Raw genomic sequence first — 19,697 nt, 5'->3', positions numbered from 1 at the left:
ATAGCTTTAACCCAGAACTGCCGGTTATACCGGCAGTTTTTTTATGTGTGGTTTTTGATTCAGGCTCTGGTCAAAAACGACAGGGTATGTACAATGCAGAATGTTTCCTCGTGTAACTGGTTTGAATTCGAGGGTAAAGCGGTCAGCGATTAGCCGTACATAATGATAAAAAAAGTTCTGGCTCCAGATTCATAGGATTTCTGGTTGCGGACAGGAGTTATAATGAAAAAAATTACCGCCATGCTGGCATTTCTGCTCGCATTCAGTACATCGTTGTTTGCCTCTGATAACGACCTTTGGGAAAAATCCACACTCAATCAGATTATGGAACGTAAAGTGCTCCGTGTTGGTCTGGATGCTGGCTATATGCCGTTTGAGATGACCAACAAGCAAGGCAAAATTGTTGGCTTTGATGTGGATATTGCCCGTCAAATGGCCAAGGCCATGGGGGTAAAGCTTGAGATTGTGAACACTGCCTGGGATGGCATCATTCCAGCCCTGGTGACTGATAAGTTCGATATCATCATGTCAGGTATGACACTGACCGCCGAGCGTAACCTGCAAATCAACTTTGCGGACCCTTATATTGTTATTGGCCAGAGTATCATGGTCAGAAATGGTCTCGAAGATGAAGTTCAGTCTTATAAAGATCTTAATGACTCTAAATACACTGTGGTTTCTAAATTGGGTACTACAGGTGATATTGCTGCCAAGCGCTATTTGAGCAAGGCCAAACTCAGACTGTTTGAAACTGAGTCAGAAGGTGCTATTGAGGTGGTGAATGGCAAAGCAGATGCATTTATCTATGACCTGCCATTCAACGCGGTTTACTCCAGCCAGAACCCAGGAAAACTGGTTCACCTGGATACTCCATTTACCTATGAGCCACTGGCCTGGGGTGTTCGTAAAGGTGACCCGGATTTCTTGAACTGGTTGAATAACTTCATGCGTCAGATTCAGGGTGATGGTACCTACGATAAGATCTATGCCAAATGGTTCGAAAGTTCCGAATGGCACAAGACCCTTAAGTAACGGTTGATGCTGCAGAGTAAACCCGTGAAAGGCCAGCCTTTGCAAATGGAGAAGCAGCCAAACCAGGTTCTCTGGAATCTGGTTTTCGCTGCAATATTGCTGCTGTTGGGTCTGGGTATCTATAAGTCCAGTCAAGCGATTGACTATATCTGGCGCTGGGATCGTATTCCTCAGTACATCGTTTATCAAGCCCGCGATGAACTCCGCGCTGAGTTTGATGGCACCATTGAAAGTAACGATAAGGGGCAGTTAATCCTTGTTAATGATATTGACGACAGTGAACGTGCTGTTATTGTCAATTATCAGGAGTTTGTCATCGCTGAGGGTGACCTCATCTTTGAAGGAGATTTACTGGCTGTAAATTATCAATGGCAGTCAGGGCCAATAGCCACCGGTCTCTGGATGACCATTAAGCTATCGCTGGTTTCCATTGTTTTTGCCATTCTTCTGGGATCCCTGGCAGGTTTGGCTCGAATATCCCCGAATCCAGCATTGCGACATTTTGCTACTCTCTACGTTGAGCTGGTTCGCGGAACCCCTCTGCTGGTTCAAATCTTCATTGTCTATTTCTTTCTTGGCACGGTTCTGGATCTGGAGCGATTCACTGCTGGCGTGGTGGCGTTGTCTGTATTCACAGGAGCCTATGTTGCAGAAATTATTCGGGCGGGTATTGAGTCCATCAGCCGGGGACAGATGGAAGCGGGAAGAAGCCTCGGGATGAGTCGTGGTAAAACCATGCGTTATGTCATTCTTCCTCAGGCCTTTAAACGAGTACTTCCTCCCCTGGCGGGACAGTTTATCAATCTGATCAAGGATTCCTCACTGGTATCCGTGATTTCTCTGACGGATCTGACCAAGGCCGGGCGGGAAGTGGTGAGTGTGACATTCAGTCCATTCGAAGTATGGTTCAGCGTTGCATTTTTGTATCTGATTCTGACAGCTTCTCTTTCCTTGCTGGTTCGTCGTTTGGAGGTGAGATATGCCGTCAGAGACTGAAGCCATTATTCAGGTAAAAGGCGTTGAAAAGATCTATCCCAATGGGGTTCATGCACTCAGGAATATTCATCAGAATGTACAGGAAGGGGAGGTTGTTGTTGTTATCGGCCCCAGTGGCTCCGGCAAGTCGACTTTCCTGAGAACATTGAATCAGCTGGAAACCATTAATGATGGTGAGATTGTTGTTGATGGCATTTCACTGACGACTCCTGGAGATGTGAATAAGCTCAGGGAAGAAGTGGGAATGGTTTTCCAGTCATTTAATCTGTTTCCCCATTTATCCGTGATGGACAATATCTGTCTGGCACCGATGAAGGTTCGGGGGATTGGTCGGGTTGAAGCGGAAGAGAGAGCAAAAGACCTGCTGTTAAAAGTAGGTCTGGCGGATAAAGCCGTCAGCTTTCCTCCACAACTCTCGGGTGGTCAGCAGCAGCGGGTAGCCATAGCTCGAGCTTTGGCTATGCAACCACGTATTATGCTGTTTGATGAGCCAACCAGCGCGCTTGACCCGGAAATGGTGGGTGAAGTTCTGGATGTCATGAAGCAGCTGGCCAGAGAAGGTATGACGATGGTAGTCGTTACCCATGAGATGGGGTTTGCCCGGGAAGTTGCTGATCGGGTGCTGTTTATGGATGGAGGAGAGTTATTGGTTGACTGTGAACCAAGTGCCTTTTTTGATGCTCCGGAAAGTGATCGTTTAAAGGTTTTTTTAAGTCAAGTAATTTAATACTGTCTTATTATGATCGTCGTTTATATTAACCCATAAATATCAACCGAAGTTTCATTGGTAGCAATCCTGATATGTGGCTACTTTCATTCCAGTATCAGACGATTCCAAGGTTGCTATCATGAGACCTTTTCTGAAGGGTTTGTGCTTTCTCGTTGTTGTTTCTTGCTGCTCTGTCTTGCCAGAGTACTCAGTTTCAGATGATTCCTCGGATCTGATACGCATCGAGAATGTGCTTGTTTTCGGGGACAGTGTTTCAGATGGTAATGGCCCATTCTCAACCTGGAAGCTGCTGAACACCCTGAAAGGTAATATGGTTGATGGCAAACCTATGCTGAACCTGCTGCCATTTCTGAATAATTCACTGATGCAGGATGTGCCTGGGTATGCTGCGGTTTCTCATTTGCACTGGATTCGCACCCGGCTATTGCACATCGAAAAAGAGTCTTTAACTGCACTTCTGGATTTTACTAAACATCTGCCTATCCCGATTTTGCCTGACCCTAAATACTATTTGAAAGGCATGTTCACAGGTGGTATCGAATTTAAGGGAGTTTGGCCTGATTATCTCCATCATATGCTGGGGGCAAGCCTTGATAATCGGGCTATGGCTGGTAGCTGGACATTATGTGCACCTCAAAAAATGGAGCATCCTGGTAACCTTATTCACATTGCTCACGGGGTTGAGAGCCTTGCGGAAGATTTCGTTTCCGGCAGTCTTGTTCCCCCATGTGAAGGTTTGATTATTAGTGCCTGGTCACAGGAAAACCTCTCATTTGATGGGTCAAAGACACTGGTGATGTTCTTTAACAGTGCAAATGACTATTTGAATGGTTGGCCTGATTCCAAAGAGGTGGTGAATAAATATGTGTCTGATATTACGCGCTTGATTCGTCTGGGTGCCAGGCATGTAGTGGTTATAAACCTTCCGGACATTAATTTAACGCCTCGATATCAGCTGGCACCGGAACCTGTTCGAGCCTGGATGGCCAATGCTGTTCAGGAAAACAACAGCGAGTTGAAAGCCGCTCTGCAAGCTGTTCGTGAGCGCTATAAGGAAACGGTGATTATTGAGTTGGATGCAGCAACCATGATGAATCAGTTGATCTCTGGAGCAGCACAGCATGGCATTATCACGGATAAACCTTGTCTGGGGATAACTGCGGGACTTCCAAACATTGATGCTCACAAGGAAAAGTATGGAGCAGGGCTTGTTGAGCACATCATGAATAACCCATCCCTTGCTGATGCAGCACAGGTTGCATCTCACTCTGCTGCTGGGGAAGAGGTTCCAGTCTGTTCCAATCCTGATGAACACTTCTTTTTCGATACGGTTCATCCGACTGCCCATACTCATTATGAGATTGCGCAGTATGCCTGCAATCTTTTGAATAATCATGGCGTTGCCTGTTCGACGAATGCTCACCAGCCTTTAATCACTGCACCCAGGCCTATAGTAAGCTGGCAGTAGCTATAGATGACCATAGTCTTTGGATTATTAAATACTCCCTTCCAACATTATAGTTTTGAGTTTTCTGGTAACTATGGAAGGGGAGAGATGTACTGTTTCTGGCCTTCCTGATACGTATAAGTATGGCATTCGTTTGTTCTTGAACTATTTGCTTATGTTTTTGTCCATCTCTTGGTTGCCTGATTAGTCAATGGGTTAGGGGGTGGGGTTTATTTGCTATGCCAAGGGCTTTCAGTTTAATCAAAAAACTTCAGCTTTCCATATGCATTTTCCTGCTTTTATTTGGGTTCAGGGTAAGTGGGTTTGAAATAGATATTACGGGCTTATCGGCTCATATCGACAGAGGCTTTCAGCAGCAGAATTCTGGTATTTTACTGGATGGTGATGGTCGCTTTGTTCTAAATCCAGGAATTGCTGGAAAAGTTGTCTTAACGGGCTATGAAAATGAATGGGGAGATGTTGATTTACTCTGGCAGTTTGGGGGCATGTTTGATTGCCGCTTTTTGCCGATGATCTTCACTGGTCCTATTCTTCGCTTTTCCTTTCATATATCCGAACGCTGGAGTATTGATCTGAATCTTGCCCTTTCAATTATGGGAACTTTCCAATGGTTATCTGGTTTTGATTCAGGAGCCATTCAACCCTATGCCTATCCTTCAATTCGCTACCGGGATGAAGATGGACGAGGCATGAGTGTCAATCTTGCCTACACGCCCAGAAATGCTGGTTTGATTCCTGTTGCAGGGAGTAACCTTTTATTTTTGTTTGGTAGCATTGTGATCCCTCCGGTTACCCCTTCTATCGCACTAATAGGACTTTCCACTGAGGAGCAGAACCTGTTCAGGCGTACGCTCGCAAAAGATGGAATTAAGGTAAAAGTTTTTTCTGATCCGGATACTTTAATAAGTCAGATTAAGGATGGATATACGCCGAAGATGGTTGTTGTTCCTGATAATGAGACCAAAGGTAATCTGAAGGTAGTAAAAAACTCAGGAGGAGAAAACGTTCCTGTTGTGCTATTTGAAAGCTCGGTTATACCTTACAGTCATTTTCTTGGTAGTAGCGATGCATAAGTGAGCTACATTATTTATCAACATGCTCTGAGGTTGTCTCAAGGTGAGTTGTTTCTTTATATTGCCATCGAACTCTTAAAATGGGAGTTATTTTAAATAAAGGAATGAGCATCCAATACATAAGTATGCCAACACAGTTAGCGACGATATCCCAAAAAGAGGGGTGTCGATAATCCGTAAGGGATTGTAGGCTTTCGATCCAAATACCATAAATGGCCGCGATTGCTGCTTTTTTAAGGTTAAACGCATCTTGATAACAGAAGCTATCAATAAGCCCTGAGATAACTAGAAAAGCAATAAAATGAGCTATTTTGTCAGCAGCGACCGGCAGATTCCAGAATGTCAGATCAATGCCTTTAATGTTGTCTACAGGCAATAGAGACAAAATGGTGATCGTCGTAAGGGTTATCGCTAATGCCGCTTTGCTGACTGGCAAATAGTGCTGAAGAATTATCGCTTCCAGCGAGGGCGTTTTCCTGATGTTTTCCACTTCACACTGTTGGATTTATTGTTAATGAGTTTGTCTTTCAGTGAAGCAGGGATTTCCAACTCACGCCAATGTCCTGGCTGTAGACCGTCAATTTTCCATGGTCCAATCTGGCAGCGAATCAGCCTGAGCGTTGGATGACCAATAGCGGCAGTCATTCTTCTGACTTGACGGTTTCTACCCTCCTGAATGGTTAATTGAATCCAGCAATCCGGTACCGACTTTCTTTCTCGTATGGGGGGGCTTCTGTCCCAAACTTCAGGCGAATCAATGAGTTCTGCCTGCGCTGGAAGAGTGGGGCCATCATTTAGAACTACTCCAGTACAAAGATGGTCTAAAGCTTGGGCATCGGGGATTCCCTCAACCTGAACCCAGTACGTTTTGGGCATCTTGTGTTTTGGTGAGGCAATAAGGTTTTGTAACTGACCATTGTTGGTCAGCAGCAATAACCCTTCACTGTCTCGGTCCAGCCTGCCTGCAGGGTAAATGCCGGGAATGTTGATGAAATCCTTCAGAGTTTGCCGACCTTCCTGGTCAGTGAACTGAGTGAGAACACCGTAAGGTTTATTGAAGAGGAGTAATCGGTTTTTTGAAGTAGAGCGTATGACAGAAGCCTGCATGGGTGATCACTGATGGAATAAAGTCAGAATTATAAATGCAGGAGGTCCTGACGACTAGACTGTGGCAAAAACCACAATTTTTAAAGGGGTTTGTTGTGAGCACACCACCAGTAAGCAATGAGCACATTCGGCAGCGGGCGATTGACTTGAAATTAGTTATCCGTTTTTTAGCTCCATTGCTACTGGGGGCGGCTTTATGGGTACTTCCGACTCCGGAAGGTCTGGATCTGCAGGGCTGGCATATGCTGATTATTTTTTTCAGCACCCTGATGGGGGTAATGGTCACTCCAATGACGATGTCAGCAATCACCCTGATGGGGGTTACAGCCCTGGGGTTGACCGAAACATTGACACTCAAGCAGGCACTGGCGGGTTATGGTGACCCTGTTACCTGGCTGGTGGTTCTGGCGTTTTTCATCTCTCACGGGTTTATAAAAACCGGGCTTGGGCTCAGAATCGCCTACTGCTTCATGCGTATCATGGGGAAGAAAACCCTGACTTTGGGTTATGGTCTGACCCTGACGGATATGCTGCTTGCTCCAGCAATGCCAAGTACTACCGCTCGTGCAGGCGCTGTGGTGTATCCGATTATGCAATCCATTGCCACTGTCTATGACAGTAAACCGGGAGTGACCGCCGTCAGGATGGGATCCTTTCTGGTCATGATTGTCTTCCATGCCAATGCTATTACCAGCACCATGTTCCTGACAGCAATGGCAGGTAATCCACTGGTGGTCAAGCTTGCAGGCACTCAGGGTATTGAGTTGAGCTGGGCTATGTGGGCATTGGGAGCATTGCTGCCCGGTATTGTCAGCCTTATCTTAATGCCACTTTGTCTGTACCGCATTGTCTCGCCAGAATTGAAAGAAACCCCCATGGCCGTCAAGGTGGCCCAGAATGAACTCCATCGTCTGGGTTCTCTGACAAGGGATGAATGGATTATGGCTGGTACATTCCTGACTCTGCTTGTTCTTTGGATATTTGGTCACCAGCTTGGCTTTTCAGCAACACTGGTTGCTATGGTAGGGGTCTGTATTCTGCTGTTAAGTGGTGTGCTGAACTGGGATGATGTTCGTGGCAATAAAGGAGCCTGGGACACCATGATCTGGTTCGGGGCATTTATTACCATGGCTCATTATCTCAGTGCCTATGGGGTTGTGAATTATGTCAGTGAGCAGGTTGGCGTTCTGTTTAGTGGTTTACCTGCCTGGCTGACAATGATCTCTATTTGTGCACTTTACTATTTCTTTCATTACTTCTTTGCTGCATCAACAGCGCAGATCAGTGCCATGTATGCGAGTTTTCTACTGATTATGCTTAGTGCCGGCGTGCCTCCACTGGGAGGAGCACTGATGCTGGCTTATATGAGTAATATTTGTGCTGTTGTCACTCACTACGGGAATGGGCCTGCCCCGATTCTTTATGGTGCCGGATATGTACCTCTTTTAACCTGGTGGAAGGTAGGGCTGATAATGAGTCCGGTATACCTGGTGGTCTGGCTTGGTTTAGGTAGTGTCTGGATGTCCTGGCTTGGCTATTCTTAATCACTTTTGGGCAAGGTCCCACTAAAAATCTGTTTTTCTTTAAATAGCAGATTACTTTTTCTTGGAAGATATTTATCTAAACGCCCTTGTCTACAGCCCCATACCTGTTGGTTTTTTTGCATACATATTTGTAGCCGACCCCTAAAGAATGATTTCAACAATAAACGTTTTGATTAGAAAGCCTAGGACACCAAGGCCCAGTGCTCCAAAAAGTACGAAGGTTCCCCACTTTCCCGCATTGGATTTTTTGGCCAGGTCATAAACGATAAAGGCCATGAATAAAACCAGTCCGCCGATTAGAACCTGCATCATTAAGGCTTCGAATTCAGCAACGTCCATAGAACCTCCCATTATTTTGGCGACATTGTAGGCATTTTACGTCTGGCTCGCCAATTTTGGCTGCTGAATGTTTTCAGACAAATCACCATATAAGAAGTACTGTTCAAGCAACAGAGCCGGACACGGTGATAAAAATGGTCATTGTTCTACATAGTTTCGGATTAAGACCGATATAGGTATCCAGAGAGTTTCAATACGACCTGATTTAAAAAGGCTATCTGGGGGATGTCATGGCGGTCAAACTCAAGCTGGTAGATATTACCAAGTTGCAGAAATCCAACTATCTGGCATCTGAAGTATCAAAGTCTGCCATACGTGAGGCAAAGGTGCTGTTGGATAAGCAGGAAGAATTTATGAAAAACGGGGGCATGGACCGGCAAAAGCTGCGTGCTTTTATTAACAGTGACTACTGGACATCCCGACAAAAGCAGAAAGCCAGGGAAGAACTGCTGAATTTTCATAATGAATTTAAAAGCAATATGGCTAATGAGGCTTCAGCTAAACGGAAAGAGTTGAGAAGTGCCAGTCGTCTGCTCAGTCAGCGCAAGGTGAACAAAACAACTTCAGCCAAAAAGCGTTCCGGGTATGTATAACCCATAAACGGATCAGCGTAAAAAATAGTTACTGCTTTTCAGGGATGAGAACAGCATGAATAACGTTAATGGCGTTAACACGAATAATGGAGTAACCACGCTAAATCCTGCGGAAATGAGCCAGCAGGATTTTATCGCTGCCGTTTATCTTGAACGTGGTGAGATGCTGGATTCAGAAGTTCGTCGAATCATTGGTGAAATGGATACCAGTAATCAGTATGTAGATACGATCAATACGCTGATTGGTAAAGCCAATGTCGCTGAATTTGGAACGACGAATTACGCGGCCACTACCTGGAGTACCAGTACAACTGCCAATAACAGCAATGTTGTTCTGGATAATGGTTACGGGCTGAACTTTCAGCCTGATGGTAATGGCGGAACCACGTTCACCATTCTGGATGCTGAGGGAAACCAGTTAATTTATCAGAATCAGACACTGGTTCCTGTTCCCGTCGGGACAACAGTTGATGCCCTGGAAGTGGGTATTCCTGTGATGAGCGATATGACTTTTATTCTTGATGACGGAACGGAAATTACTTTTGAAGCAGGTACGCCGGATACTGCCTTCAATTCGACAGATTTCTCCGGGGGGCTTGCAGATATTACCACTGTCACGATTACCCGTGGTAACCAGGGACTGACAATCACGGGGGTTGATACTGCTACACCCACCGTAGGAGCGCCAAACCTGAATGGCATCACACTCGATGCCAACGACAATGATGGTTATATCCTGCTTGAAGCTGGTGGTATGCATGCCTGGGAATTTAATGGCTCAGGGACCGGCAGTATTACCCAGACTAACCCCAATGATGCCAATGATCAGGTCACTGGCTATTTTGCTCGGAAGTTGGCTTTTGAACAGGATCTTGCTAACGAGTTCACCGGTTCAATCCCGTTTATGACACAGAAGGAGATAGATCTTTTAACGGAGGAACTGAGAATTTCGTATGTTGATGCTAGTGGTACAGGGAGTCTTACCCAGCAGGAATGGAAGGATTTAAAGCAGGATCTCATAAATGCAAGGGATAATCTCAACGGAAATAATCAGCTACAGACCGTTCAGCTGCAAAGGGCGATGCAGACGTATAACCAAAACTATGAAGCCATGTCTAACGCTCAGCAGAAGATCTACTCACTGCTTAAGGATATCATTTCTAACGTGAAGTAATGCTTTATAAAATTAACCGGCATTTGTTTTGCGCAGTAATGCCGGTTAACAGAGTTCCAGCTAGTCAAGGCTGATTCCCAGCTGACTGATACCATCATTGGCAGAAAACATCCGGACTTCCCTGGTAAATTCTTTCGTCTGTTTTTTTTGCTGACAGACCATGCTAATCAGTTCACTCATGAAGTTCAGTTGAACCTCAAACAGCTCATGCTCTTCAATATACTGAGTTAACTCAGTCCCTTTCAGTTCAGCAGCTTCTGTGTATTTTATAAATTTTCCAATGGTACTGAGCGACAGGGTCAATGCACTGGCAGCGTCATCTACCGATGCTTTCATGGCACAGTTAATCGCACAGTGGAGACTAACCGAAAAATCCAGTGCTGGCTGAACACCAAACATATCAAACTCTTCAAGGGCTGGAGTATTTTCATCCAGTCGTTCAAGCAGGCGTTCGAAATTTTTTGATGATTGAAGTCCGGCTGTATAATCCCAAAGCATGTTAAGGCAGTGCCTTACTTCATTTGGCTCTCCAAACTCTGTCAGCTCTGAAAACAGGGCGAAGTTTGGCCAGGCTTGTTCAGTGGTCGCAGTAGCGAGAGCTGTCAGTTGCCAGGAAGAGAGTGATTCGATTTGACGATAATACTGAGTGTACAACTTGCGGGTGTTCAATGATGATTACCATTAGGATTAATGCCGCTGGCATTCTAGCAGTTCTTGATTTCAGCGGCATCACCTCTAAGTCATTTATAATGACCATTTAAATTGCAGTTGAACCGAGTTGAAATTGTAGCTTGAGTTTAGCTCTACAGAGCCGCCGTCGGATAAACAGCTTCCTGCAGTAATCTTGCCGGTTTTTAATTGTACATTTCCACAGTCTCCGAAAGAGTAGCGAGTGTTCTTTTTAATAAAGTAGATGCCTTCTCTAACAGAATCACCAAGTCCGATGCCATCCAGTCCATAAAGTATGGCTGTGCCAGCAACCTGGTTTCGAACTTTGTCTGGATCATTAATGGTTTTATAAAAGAATGACCCTACACGATCTTCATTCGTTTTATTTTTTCCTTTAAAATATAAGTCAGGGATTTTTTCTTCACTCTGATATGCTGGTTCTTGATAAGAATAATATTCAAGGGAAGCAACATCTCTTGAATAAGGTGTGCTATATCCAGTAGTAATGTATTGGTCTGCAGACGAATATGAGGCATAGCCCATGGCCAGAGATAAATAAATTGTTCTAATAATGTATTGAGCAATATTTTTTATATTCATGGCCTTCTTCCTTGAGGTGTGTCGTTTATGTTTTGGTCATTTCTATCTCCGCAAGAGAAATGTTTTACAAGTTAGATTGAATAAATGGCTATTTAGTTCCAATTACTAAATCTAGAATTTTATTTTCAGATACCGTTTTTTTGAAAGGTATATCAGTATTTTAGGATCTTAATTAGGGTAAATAACTTGAACAAAGGTATTATATTTCGATTTGTTATATTTGTTTCGCAGGTATTACTGCTTTTATAGAATTAAAATAGATTTTTTTATTTCAAGAATGGTTTCCGGAGATGTTCTCCAGAAACCATTTAAAATCAGGCTCGGGACATGAACTTTCCAGTTTCTGTATTGATTTTAATGATTTCGCCATTACTGAGATATTCTGGAACCTGAACCTCCAAGCCTGTGCTCAGTCTGGCTGGCTTGGTTCTGGCCGCCGCAGAGGCGCCTTTAATACCAGGTGTTGTATCGACAATTTCCAGAGCAACGGATGAGGGCAGATCAATTGCCAGTAGCTGACCATCAACAAGCAGAGCAGTCAGGCCTTCCATATTATCGGCAATATAAAGAAGCTGTTCCTCAATAGTGCTGACATTGACGAGGTATTGGGTGTAGTCCTCAGTATCCATGAAGGTGCATTCATCACCTTCCCTGTATAGCAGGGTTACTGCCCGTCTTTGCATATCAACATTGGCCAGAAGGATATCTCCGGTCAATGTCTGTTCCAACTTCTGACCACCGGGTACCGAGTTGAAACGAATCTTATATAATGTCTGAGCACCTCGGGCTGATGGGCTTTTGGCCTCAACCTGACGAACTTGATAGTACTGGCCTTCAATTTCAACAATCTGACCTTTTTTCAGTTCTCGAGCGTAAGGCATCGGATTCCTCGGAATAGCTGGTATGCATATAAATACGATTGGAGTGATGGTTGCTCTGGTCAGAGTTGCTTAGGTCCGGGTAGTCCAGTTCAAGCACCAGGAGTCGCTGCCCGGATAGCCGTATGAAGCCATTTTCTCGCGTCTGTCCATCAACAGTGAATTCAAACCGAAAAGAGCGTTCAATAACCATTTGGCCTGAAATACCACGGGCTATTCTGCTTCTGTAACGAATCACAGAATCATCCAGAAATTGCACGTTCATATCTCGGCAAGCCTTTTTGCCGTGGGCAACTGCCGCCTCTTTTGCGTTGGCTGTATCAAACCAGTAATAGAGGAGGATAAAAAGCAGTGTCAGCCAGAGTAAAACATCCATTTTTGCATTTTAAATTGATTATTGCTGGTAATAAAGAGAGCCGTGATATGAAACACAGCTCAACACTTATAAGAGGGGAGTTGAGTCATCAATGAAGGTTTCTTGGGCTGCTTGATTTTCCAATCACCTTTCCTTTGCTGTCGAGTATTTTTTCCCGGGAATCTACACGGTAGATCTGTCGAAGATACTCTTTCTTAATGGCTTTTTCATCGATGAGAGGCTTGATATCAATTCCAGCATATTCCAGGTATTCAAGCATGTACAGGGGGTTAGGCATAATAACCTCCAAACCAGTTACAACTTGCGCGGTAGCTTACCTTTCAGAGTGGCCATTTTTGTTGATGCAGGACATGAAATGAATGGCTTGATATGAAACTGTTTTGAAAATAAATGTAAATAGATGATTACATTTGTCGTCTATCAATTTGGAAAAAAAAAGTTCATTGTATGCTCTTTGACGTTGTAATCAGAAAACCTGTTTTTATTTGAGACAAGGATGCATATGGATGATGCCTGAGTAGTGTTTACAGGGTTAATAGTTGTAAAATTGACTCATATCAATGCTCGAAAGCAACAGGCCTTATAAAAAAGAGTATTTGAAGAATAATAGCCAAGGGGAATGCGATATGACGACAGTGATTGACCGGATCATCAAAGACCATCAGCATATGGCACGTCTTCTGGACTATCTGGATTATGAGGTAACTGGCTATCGGGAGGGTAGTGAGCACGCTCCTCAGCTTAATATCATTATTGAAGCCCTTGACTACATGCATAACTATCCAGATGCCTTTCATCATCCCCTGGAATCAAGGTTGATGGCCAGGCTGAGGCCACGTCTTGGTAATAAAGAAGAACGTCTCCAGTTTGACATGATTGAGGAGCAACATAAGCAGATTACGGCAATGACCCAGAAGCTGGTTGAGTCATTTAACACCGTTGCCTCGGATCGCGTGGTGCCGATTAATCTACTGTTGGCTGAATATACTCTATACAGTGAGCTGCAGCGGGAACATATGGATTTGGAAAACAAGTTTATGATTCCGGCAATGCAGTCATTATTAACCACGGATGATCTTGTGCTGGTTGATAATGACCTCAAACAGATGTCTGACCCCCTCTTTGGCTCCCATTTGTGGGAGGCGTATGAAGACCTTTACCAGTATGTGGTTGAGCGGGAAAGTACCCTTGAGCCGGTAGTTTGATTTTTTTGTTATTAAATTCCATTGCTGCATTCCAACTATTGGGCGTTTGGAATAGTGATAGCTAACCTGTGTTGAAGTTACTTGCCATGACATGGGAGGCTGGTCACAAAAGCACTCATACAGCCTTTAGCGAGCGACATGAACATGGAGCCACATGCCTTTAGGCCTTGTGGATCCTGGGTCATTCATCTTGACTGAGCGCTTGTGTGATCAACTGGCTTCATTGCTAATTGATAACGCCCTCTGGTCACAGGCTTTTATCTTCTTCTCCATCTCTGTTAACTATATGCCGCGTAACATAACTTATTCGCTCTCATGGCCATAAAGTGGTAATTGTATAAGCTTCAGTCTGATTTTTATTTCACTGTCTGCAACGTTTTATTTTGAAACTTGAGAAGTGATAAAGAGGATGGGGCGTGAGAAAACCAATAACATGGATTGTTACAGGTATCTTCTGGCTACAGGCGAGTTGCGTACTGGCTGAAACAGCGCCTCCGGGAGAGGTCGCTCCGGAGCCCGGCACCGGAAATACAGAGCAGGAGTTGGTCAGGGCCTCCAGTTATATGGTGGCAGCAGCAAATCCTTATGCTGCTAATGCTGGCTATGAAATTCTCAAAATGGGCGGCACTGCTATTGATGCCGTCATAACCACCCAGCTTGTACTGAATTTGGTAGAGCCTCAGTCTTCAGGTATCGGAGGGGTGGGATTAGTCGTTTATTTTGATAATAACGCCAAAATGCTATCGACTTGGGAAGGGCGTGAGACTGCACCCGGGCTAGCAAGGCCTGACCACTTTCTTGATGAGAGCGGAGAGCCTCTGGCTTTTTATGATGCTGTTGTCGGTGGACACTCTGTAGCAACTCCGGGTCTTCTCAAATTAATGTACGAAGTGCATCAAAAACATGGGAAACTTGACTGGGAAGCATTATTCAAGCCCGCTATTAAACTAGCTCAAGAAGGGTTCATAGTTTCTCCAAGACTTGCCAGACTTGTTGCCATGGACCGGAAACGTTTGAGCCGGTATGAAAACACTAATAACTACTTTTATCCCGAAGGGAGCCCTGTTCAGGAAGGAGATCTCCTGAAGAATCTTCCATTTGCAAATACTCTATCTCTGATTGCCAGCCGTGGGGTCAGTCCTTTCTATGAGGGAGAGATTGGTCGTGATATCGTGGCGGCTGTGAGCTCAGTGAAAGATAACCCGGGTCTCTTGAGTATGGAGGACCTGAGAGGTTATGAAGTTCGCGAGCGTGCCCCGGTTTGTATGGATTACCGGAATGATTTGATTTGCGGTATGGGGCCACCGAGTTCAGGTGGGTTAACCATAGGACAGATTCTTGGGCAGCTGGATCATTTTGAGCTGGCCGAAATGGGTAAAGATAACCCCCAGAGCTGGCGATTGATCGGAGATGCCACTCGTTTGGCCTTTGCGGATCGTGGACTGTATATCGCTGACCCGGACTTTGTCGAAGTGCCAGAGGGTTTGCTGGATGAATCATATCTTCTTGAGCGAAGGAAGCTACTTGAAACTGGAAGCCCCCTGAATGAAGTGTCACCAGGCTTGCCATCCGGAGCAGAAAAAATAACCCTGGCACCCAGTGAAGCACTGGAACTCCCTGCAACCACGCATATCAGTATCGTAGACAGCGAAGGCAATGTTGTAGCAATGACATCCAGCGTTGAGAATGCTTTTGGCTCACGCCTGATGGTTCGTGGTTTTCTATTGAATAATTCAATGACGGATTTTTCGCTGCGTCCGTCAATCGATGGAAAACTGGTTGCTAATCGCATAGAGCCAGGGAAGCGGCCACTGTCCTCTATGTCACCAACCATTGTTTTACGTGATGGTGAACCCTATATGGTTCTCGGGTCAGCGGGTGGCAGTCGTATAATTGTTCATGTTGCCAAGACGATAATTGCCCATCTTGACTGGCAGTTGCCTGTGAATGAAGCCATTAATTTATCTCACCGAATAAATATGAATGGCTATTATGAACTTGAAGCTGGAACAGATGCTGAAGCGTTGGCAAAGCCACTTAAAGATATGGGGTATAAGGTTTCTATCCGTGACCTGAACAGCGGTCTGCATGCCATTGTTATTAACAAGTCAGGTTTGGAAGGTGCTGCGGACCCACGGCGGGAAGGTGCCGTCATGGGGGACTGAATACTGGTATTCCCTTATAATGCATGCTGGCACCCTTGACGTAGTCAGTGTATTGCCTTTCCATTAAACCAGAAGAATAACAATGATGATGACTTTATACGATCTGGCTGGTCAGAATGATGCGTTGCGCTTTAGCCCATACTGCTGGCGGGTAAAGATGGCGTTAGCCCATAAGGGGCTTATTGTTGATTGCAAACCCTGGAGGTTTACAGAAAAAGATCAGATTGCTTTCAGCAATCAAAAGAAAGTACCGGTGTTGGTGGATGGTGATCAGGTTATTCATGACTCCTGGACCATACTAAATTACCTGGATACAGCATACAGTGACAAACCACCGTTGTTTATCAATGAAGCCGCAAAGGAGTCTGCCTATAGCCTGAAGCTCTGGGTGGAGAAAACAGTTCACGTGCCTTTATTTAAAATTCTGATTATGGATATCTTCAACTGTATCCATGAAAAAGATAAGGACTGGTTCCGTACTTCCAGAGAACAGCGTCTTGGCATGACCCTCGAGTCATTTTCAGATTCATCCGATGAAGCTATTCAGGCTTTTCGGGAGTTGCTGGAGCCTATACGTAAGACCCTTGAATGGCAGCCTTACATGGGGGGAGATCAGCCTGGCGGTGCAGACTACCTGCTGTTTGGAACATTCCAATGGGCGAATTGCACCTCGGCACTCCAGCTGTTGGCAGAGGATGATCCTGTCCAGATGTGGTGCCAGAGAATGTTGGCACTATTCAATCATCTGGCAGGAAAGGCTCCTCGTGCGGATCAATTGAGCCCGGAGGTACTGTAATCAGGAAGACAGCTCCTGACGGTTTTTGTAGAGCTGCAGAGCATTGGGGTTAGCGAGAGCGTCGGTATTTTTCACAGGACGGTTGTGGATAACTTCACGAACGGCTAATTCTACAATCTTTCCGCTGATGGTTCTTGGGATATCGGTTACCTGCAGAATTTTGGCCGGAACATGCCGGGGCGTTGTATTGCTGCGAATGATGTGGCTGATTTTCTCGATCAGTCCATCATTGAGAGTAATCCCGTCCCGTAGTTGAACAAACAATACAATGCGTGTGTCGTCCTCCCACTCTTGCCCCACAGCAATACTTTCAAGAACCTCTTCGACTTTTTCAACTTGGCGGTAAATTTCTGCTGTGCCAATGCGTACCCCTCCGGGATTCAGTACGGCATCTGCACGACCATGGATAATAACCCCATCGTGTCGAGTCAGTTCACCGTAGTCTCCATGAGCCCAGATGCCATCAAATTCATTAAAGTAGGCATTGTGATACTTATTGCCATCCGGGTCATTCCAGAAGCCAACAGGCATTGATGGGAAACTGGATTGGCAGACCAGCTCACCCTTTTCTTCGATCAGTGACGTACCTGCAGTATCCACAAAATGAACATCCATACCCAGCCCACGACATTGCAGCTCACCCCGGTATACCGGAAGGATGGGGCAGCCTAAGGCAAAGCAGGAGATGATATCGGTTCCTCCAGAGATGGACGAAAGGCGAACATCTGGCTTTACATCCTGAAAGACATAATCGTAACTTTCATGAAGCAGGGGGGAGCCTGTTGATAAAATGGCTTTGAGGTGTTTCAGGTTATGGCTGGTGGCTGGTTTTACACCGGCTTTCTGAAGGGCGGCAATGTATTTAGCACTGGTGCCAAATATTGAAACCTTTTCCTCCTCTGCCATATCCATCAGAGTTGATGGTTCCGGATAAAAAGGAGAACCGTCGAATAAAACCACGGTAGCCCCAATGGCCAGTGACGAAACGAGCCAGTTCCACATCATCCAGCCACAGGTCGTAAAGTAGAAAATTGTGTCCTGCTCTTTCAGGTCTGTATGCAGGCCAAGCTCTTTGAGGTGTTGCAGCAGAGTGCCACCGTGACCATGTACGATGCATTTGGGAACGCCTGTTGTACCTGAAGAGTACATAATGAACAACGGATGATTAAACTCGACAGGAACGATGCTCAACGGGTCATTCGATGGTTGGCAGAAATCAGGCCAGAGCACCGCATTGTTGAGCGGCTCGATATTCGGTTCAAGGTTGGCAAAAGGCACAACGACGGTCGTTTCCAGAGAGGGGATTTTTTGCTGAATCCGCTCTATTTTTTCCATGCAGTTGATGGTTTTACCACCGTAAAAGTAACCGTCTACGGTGAGCAGTAGTCTGGGTTCAATCTGTCCGAAACGGTCCAGAACGCCCTGAATACCAAAATCTGGAGAGCAGGATGACCAGATTGCCCCAAGCGCTGTCGTGGCCAGCATCAGAATAATGGTTTCCGGGCAATTGGGCATAAAAGCGGCTACACGATCACCTTTTTTGATGCCCGCTTGAATCAATCCCTGCTGGACTGCAGCAACCGACTGATACAGTTCCTGATAACTCAGGGTTCTCCGACTGCCATTCTCACTTTTGAAAATAAGGGCTGTTTTATTGTCTCTTCTTTTCAGGAGGTGTTCTGCGTAGTTTAGCGTTGAGTCCGGAAACCATTGAGCTCCCGGCATGCTGTCGTTTATTAAAGTGGAGGAGGGCTGGGTGTGAAATTTTATCGGATAGAATTCTATTAATAACTGCCAGAATTCCTGACGGTCTTGGAGACTCCAGTGATAAAGATCTGAATAATCCTCCAGCGGCAAACCTGTGACTTCTTTAACGCGGTTGATGAATGCCTGAAGATTGGATGATGTTATTGTTTTTTGATCCGGTATCCACAGTGCTGACATAAGCCTTCTCTTCTGGATGCTCTAATGGAGAGCCTTATTGATTAGTGATTTTCTGACTCACCCCGAAGGATGAATCAAACTGCTTAATGCAAACCCGGCGTTTGATCTTGAGGGTATGCCCAATTGGTCACAAATGAATGTAGCTGCTTTTAGCAGTTCCTCCATATTTACCCCGGTTTTTATTCCCATCCCATGCAGCATATAGACCACATCTTCTGTGGCCAGGTTGCCTGATGCTCCGGGGGCATAAGGGCATCCTCCCAGGCCGGCAACAGAGCTATCAATGACTGCAAGCCCTTCTTCGAGCAGTGCAAAAACATTGGCAAGCGCCTGTCCATAGGTATTGTGAAAGTGGGCAGCCAGTGATGAGATGGGAATCGTTCTGGAAGTGTGTTCCAGAACCTTTTTGGCTTTGAGGGGCGTACCGACACCGATGGTGTCTCCAAGGGAAATTTCATAACAGCCCATCTGCCAGAGTTGCCCGGCAACCTCTGCAACAGCGGCAGGGTGGATATCACCATCATAGGGACAGCCCATGACACAGGAGACATAGCCTCTGACTTTCAAACCGTGTTTTTCTGCGGCTTCCATGACAGGATAAAAACGCTGCAGGCTTTCGGCGATTGAGCAGTTGATGTTTTTCTGACTGAACCCTTCTGAGGCGGAAGCAAATACGGCCACTTCATCAGCGCCAGCGGTCAGAGCCGCCTCAAAACCTTTAAGGTTTGGGGTCAGGGCACCATAGGTGACTCCTGGTTGTCGATGAAGCAGGCTGAAGACTTTATGGGACTCTGCCATTTGAGGAACCGCGTTGGGCGACACAAAGCTACCCGCTTCAATACGCTGCAGGCCGGTTCTGGCAAGATGGTTGATCAGCTCTGAGCGAATCTCAGCAGAGAGTATCTCTGGCTGATTCTGCAGCCCGTCTCTGGCCCCCATCTCAACGAGCGTGACCCTGTCTGGCAGTCGCTGTGAATTGGCTGTGTCACTGGACATCCTTTTGCTCCA

21 protein-coding genes are annotated in these 19,697 nt (G+C 45.6%); 11 read left to right on the top strand and 10 right to left on the bottom strand.

Annotation, left to right across the window (positions count from 1 at the left end; translation table 11 throughout):
- Positions 1 to 222 precede the first annotated feature (222 nt).
- The 5 genes from GV64_RS19125 to GV64_RS19105 all read left to right on the top strand — a co-directional run bounded on the left by GV64_RS19125 (position 223) and on the right by GV64_RS19105 (position 5,299).
- Positions 223 to 1,032, top strand: coding sequence for a transporter substrate-binding domain-containing protein (locus GV64_RS19125; RefSeq protein ID WP_020581393.1), 810 nt, complete (start codon positions 223 to 225; stop codon positions 1,030 to 1,032).
- 6 nt (positions 1,033 to 1,038) lie between these two features.
- Positions 1,039 to 2,028 carry an amino acid ABC transporter permease gene (locus GV64_RS19120; protein ID WP_020581392.1) on the top strand — a complete coding sequence of 330 codons (990 nt, stop codon included), beginning with the start codon at positions 1,039 to 1,041 and terminating at the stop codon, positions 2,026 to 2,028.
- A complete protein-coding gene (locus tag GV64_RS19115) occupies positions 2,012 to 2,755 on the top strand; it encodes an amino acid ABC transporter ATP-binding protein (RefSeq protein ID WP_020581391.1) in 744 nt (247 codons plus the stop codon). The genes GV64_RS19120 and GV64_RS19115 overlap by 17 nt, the downstream gene beginning before the upstream one ends.
- Before the next feature lie 121 nt (positions 2,756 to 2,876).
- The gene (locus GV64_RS19110) at positions 2,877 to 4,226 is read left to right on the top strand and encodes an SGNH/GDSL hydrolase family protein (protein ID WP_020581390.1); all 1,350 of its coding nucleotides are present in this window, start codon (positions 2,877 to 2,879) and stop codon (positions 4,224 to 4,226) included.
- Between the two features lie 218 nt (positions 4,227 to 4,444).
- The gene (locus GV64_RS19105) at positions 4,445 to 5,299 is read left to right on the top strand and encodes a hypothetical protein (RefSeq protein WP_020581389.1); all 855 of its coding nucleotides are present in this window, start codon (positions 4,445 to 4,447) and stop codon (positions 5,297 to 5,299) included.
- Between the two features lie 10 nt (positions 5,300 to 5,309).
- Here GV64_RS19105 and GV64_RS19100 read toward each other — a convergent pair whose 3' ends face one another.
- Positions 5,310 to 5,789 carry a VanZ family protein gene (locus GV64_RS19100; RefSeq protein WP_157236928.1) on the bottom strand — a complete coding sequence of 160 codons (480 nt, stop codon included), beginning with the start codon at positions 5,787 to 5,789 and terminating at the stop codon, positions 5,310 to 5,312.
- The gene (locus tag GV64_RS19095) at positions 5,750 to 6,406 is read right to left on the bottom strand and encodes a pseudouridine synthase (protein ID WP_020581387.1); all 657 of its coding nucleotides are present in this window, start codon (positions 6,404 to 6,406) and stop codon (positions 5,750 to 5,752) included. Before GV64_RS19095 ends, GV64_RS19100 begins: the two co-directional genes overlap by 40 nt.
- Before the next feature lie 95 nt (positions 6,407 to 6,501).
- Here GV64_RS19095 and GV64_RS19090 point away from each other — a divergent pair, with 95 nt between their 5' ends.
- Positions 6,502 to 7,950 carry a DASS family sodium-coupled anion symporter gene (locus GV64_RS19090; RefSeq protein WP_157236926.1) on the top strand — a complete coding sequence of 483 codons (1,449 nt, stop codon included), beginning with the start codon at positions 6,502 to 6,504 and terminating at the stop codon, positions 7,948 to 7,950.
- Between the two features lie 141 nt (positions 7,951 to 8,091).
- On the opposite strand, the gene GV64_RS19085 is transcribed toward GV64_RS19090, so the two are convergent.
- The gene (locus GV64_RS19085; protein WP_020581385.1) at positions 8,092 to 8,289 is read right to left on the bottom strand and encodes a DUF2788 domain-containing protein; all 198 of its coding nucleotides are present in this window, start codon (positions 8,287 to 8,289) and stop codon (positions 8,092 to 8,094) included.
- Between the two features lie 230 nt (positions 8,290 to 8,519).
- Between GV64_RS19085 and GV64_RS19080 the strand changes: the two genes are divergently transcribed.
- Both GV64_RS19080 and GV64_RS19075 read left to right on the top strand, forming a co-directional pair.
- Positions 8,520 to 8,882 carry a hypothetical protein gene (locus GV64_RS19080; RefSeq protein WP_020581384.1) on the top strand — a complete coding sequence of 121 codons (363 nt, stop codon included), beginning with the start codon at positions 8,520 to 8,522 and terminating at the stop codon, positions 8,880 to 8,882.
- Between the two features lie 55 nt (positions 8,883 to 8,937).
- Positions 8,938 to 10,056 carry a hypothetical protein gene (locus tag GV64_RS19075; protein ID WP_020581383.1) on the top strand — a complete coding sequence of 373 codons (1,119 nt, stop codon included), beginning with the start codon at positions 8,938 to 8,940 and terminating at the stop codon, positions 10,054 to 10,056.
- Between the two features lie 60 nt (positions 10,057 to 10,116).
- On the opposite strand, the gene GV64_RS19070 is transcribed toward GV64_RS19075, so the two are convergent.
- The 5 genes from GV64_RS19070 to GV64_RS19050 all read right to left on the bottom strand — a co-directional run bounded on the left by GV64_RS19070 (position 10,117) and on the right by GV64_RS19050 (position 12,856).
- Positions 10,117 to 10,725: a DUF416 family protein gene (locus tag GV64_RS19070; protein ID WP_020581382.1), complete on the bottom strand. Its 609-nt coding sequence runs from the start codon at positions 10,723 to 10,725 to the stop codon at positions 10,117 to 10,119.
- A 75-nt stretch (positions 10,726 to 10,800) separates the two neighbouring features.
- Positions 10,801 to 11,325, bottom strand: a complete 525-nt coding sequence (locus GV64_RS19065; protein ID WP_020581381.1) for a hypothetical protein — start codon at positions 11,323 to 11,325, stop codon at positions 10,801 to 10,803.
- Between the two features lie 314 nt (positions 11,326 to 11,639).
- Positions 11,640 to 12,206 carry an elongation factor P-like protein EfpL gene (gene efpL, locus GV64_RS19060; protein ID WP_020581380.1) on the bottom strand — a complete coding sequence of 189 codons (567 nt, stop codon included), beginning with the start codon at positions 12,204 to 12,206 and terminating at the stop codon, positions 11,640 to 11,642.
- Positions 12,166 to 12,579: a DUF3301 domain-containing protein gene (locus GV64_RS19055; RefSeq protein ID WP_020581379.1), complete on the bottom strand. Its 414-nt coding sequence runs from the start codon at positions 12,577 to 12,579 to the stop codon at positions 12,166 to 12,168. Before GV64_RS19055 ends, efpL begins: the two co-directional genes overlap by 41 nt.
- 88 nt (positions 12,580 to 12,667) lie before the next feature.
- Positions 12,668 to 12,856, bottom strand: a complete 189-nt coding sequence (locus GV64_RS19050) for a hypothetical protein (RefSeq protein WP_020581378.1) — start codon at positions 12,854 to 12,856, stop codon at positions 12,668 to 12,670.
- 349 nt (positions 12,857 to 13,205) lie between these two features.
- Here GV64_RS19050 and GV64_RS19045 point away from each other — a divergent pair, with 349 nt between their 5' ends.
- The 3 genes from GV64_RS19045 (at position 13,206) to GV64_RS19035 (ending at position 16,745) form a co-directional block, all read left to right on the top strand.
- Entirely contained in the window at positions 13,206 to 13,784 is a 579-nt protein-coding gene (locus tag GV64_RS19045; protein ID WP_020581377.1) for a hemerythrin domain-containing protein, read from the top strand.
- Positions 13,785 to 14,200: 416 nt separating this feature from the next.
- Positions 14,201 to 15,949: a gamma-glutamyltransferase gene (gene ggt, locus GV64_RS19040; protein ID WP_020581376.1), complete on the top strand. Its 1,749-nt coding sequence runs from the start codon at positions 14,201 to 14,203 to the stop codon at positions 15,947 to 15,949.
- An 82-nt stretch (positions 15,950 to 16,031) separates the two neighbouring features.
- A complete protein-coding gene (locus GV64_RS19035; RefSeq protein WP_020581375.1) occupies positions 16,032 to 16,745 on the top strand; it encodes a glutathione S-transferase N-terminal domain-containing protein in 714 nt (237 codons plus the stop codon).
- Here the strand turns inward: GV64_RS19035 and GV64_RS19030 are convergent, their stop codons facing one another.
- Together GV64_RS19030 and GV64_RS19025 are read right to left on the bottom strand one after the other, a co-directional pair.
- Positions 16,746 to 18,689 (bottom strand): acetoacetate--CoA ligase, encoded by a 1,944-nt coding sequence (locus GV64_RS19030; RefSeq protein WP_020581374.1) that lies wholly within the window; start codon positions 18,687 to 18,689, stop codon positions 16,746 to 16,748.
- A 57-nt stretch (positions 18,690 to 18,746) separates the two neighbouring features.
- Positions 18,747 to 19,685 carry a hydroxymethylglutaryl-CoA lyase gene (locus GV64_RS19025; RefSeq protein ID WP_020581373.1) on the bottom strand — a complete coding sequence of 313 codons (939 nt, stop codon included), beginning with the start codon at positions 19,683 to 19,685 and terminating at the stop codon, positions 18,747 to 18,749.
- Positions 19,686 to 19,697 lie beyond the last annotated feature (12 nt).

Source organism: Endozoicomonas elysicola, assembly GCF_000710775.1.
Lineage (GTDB): Bacteria > Pseudomonadota > Gammaproteobacteria > Pseudomonadales > Endozoicomonadaceae > Endozoicomonas > Endozoicomonas elysicola.
This window is presented reverse-complemented; position numbering and strand designations above follow the sequence as displayed.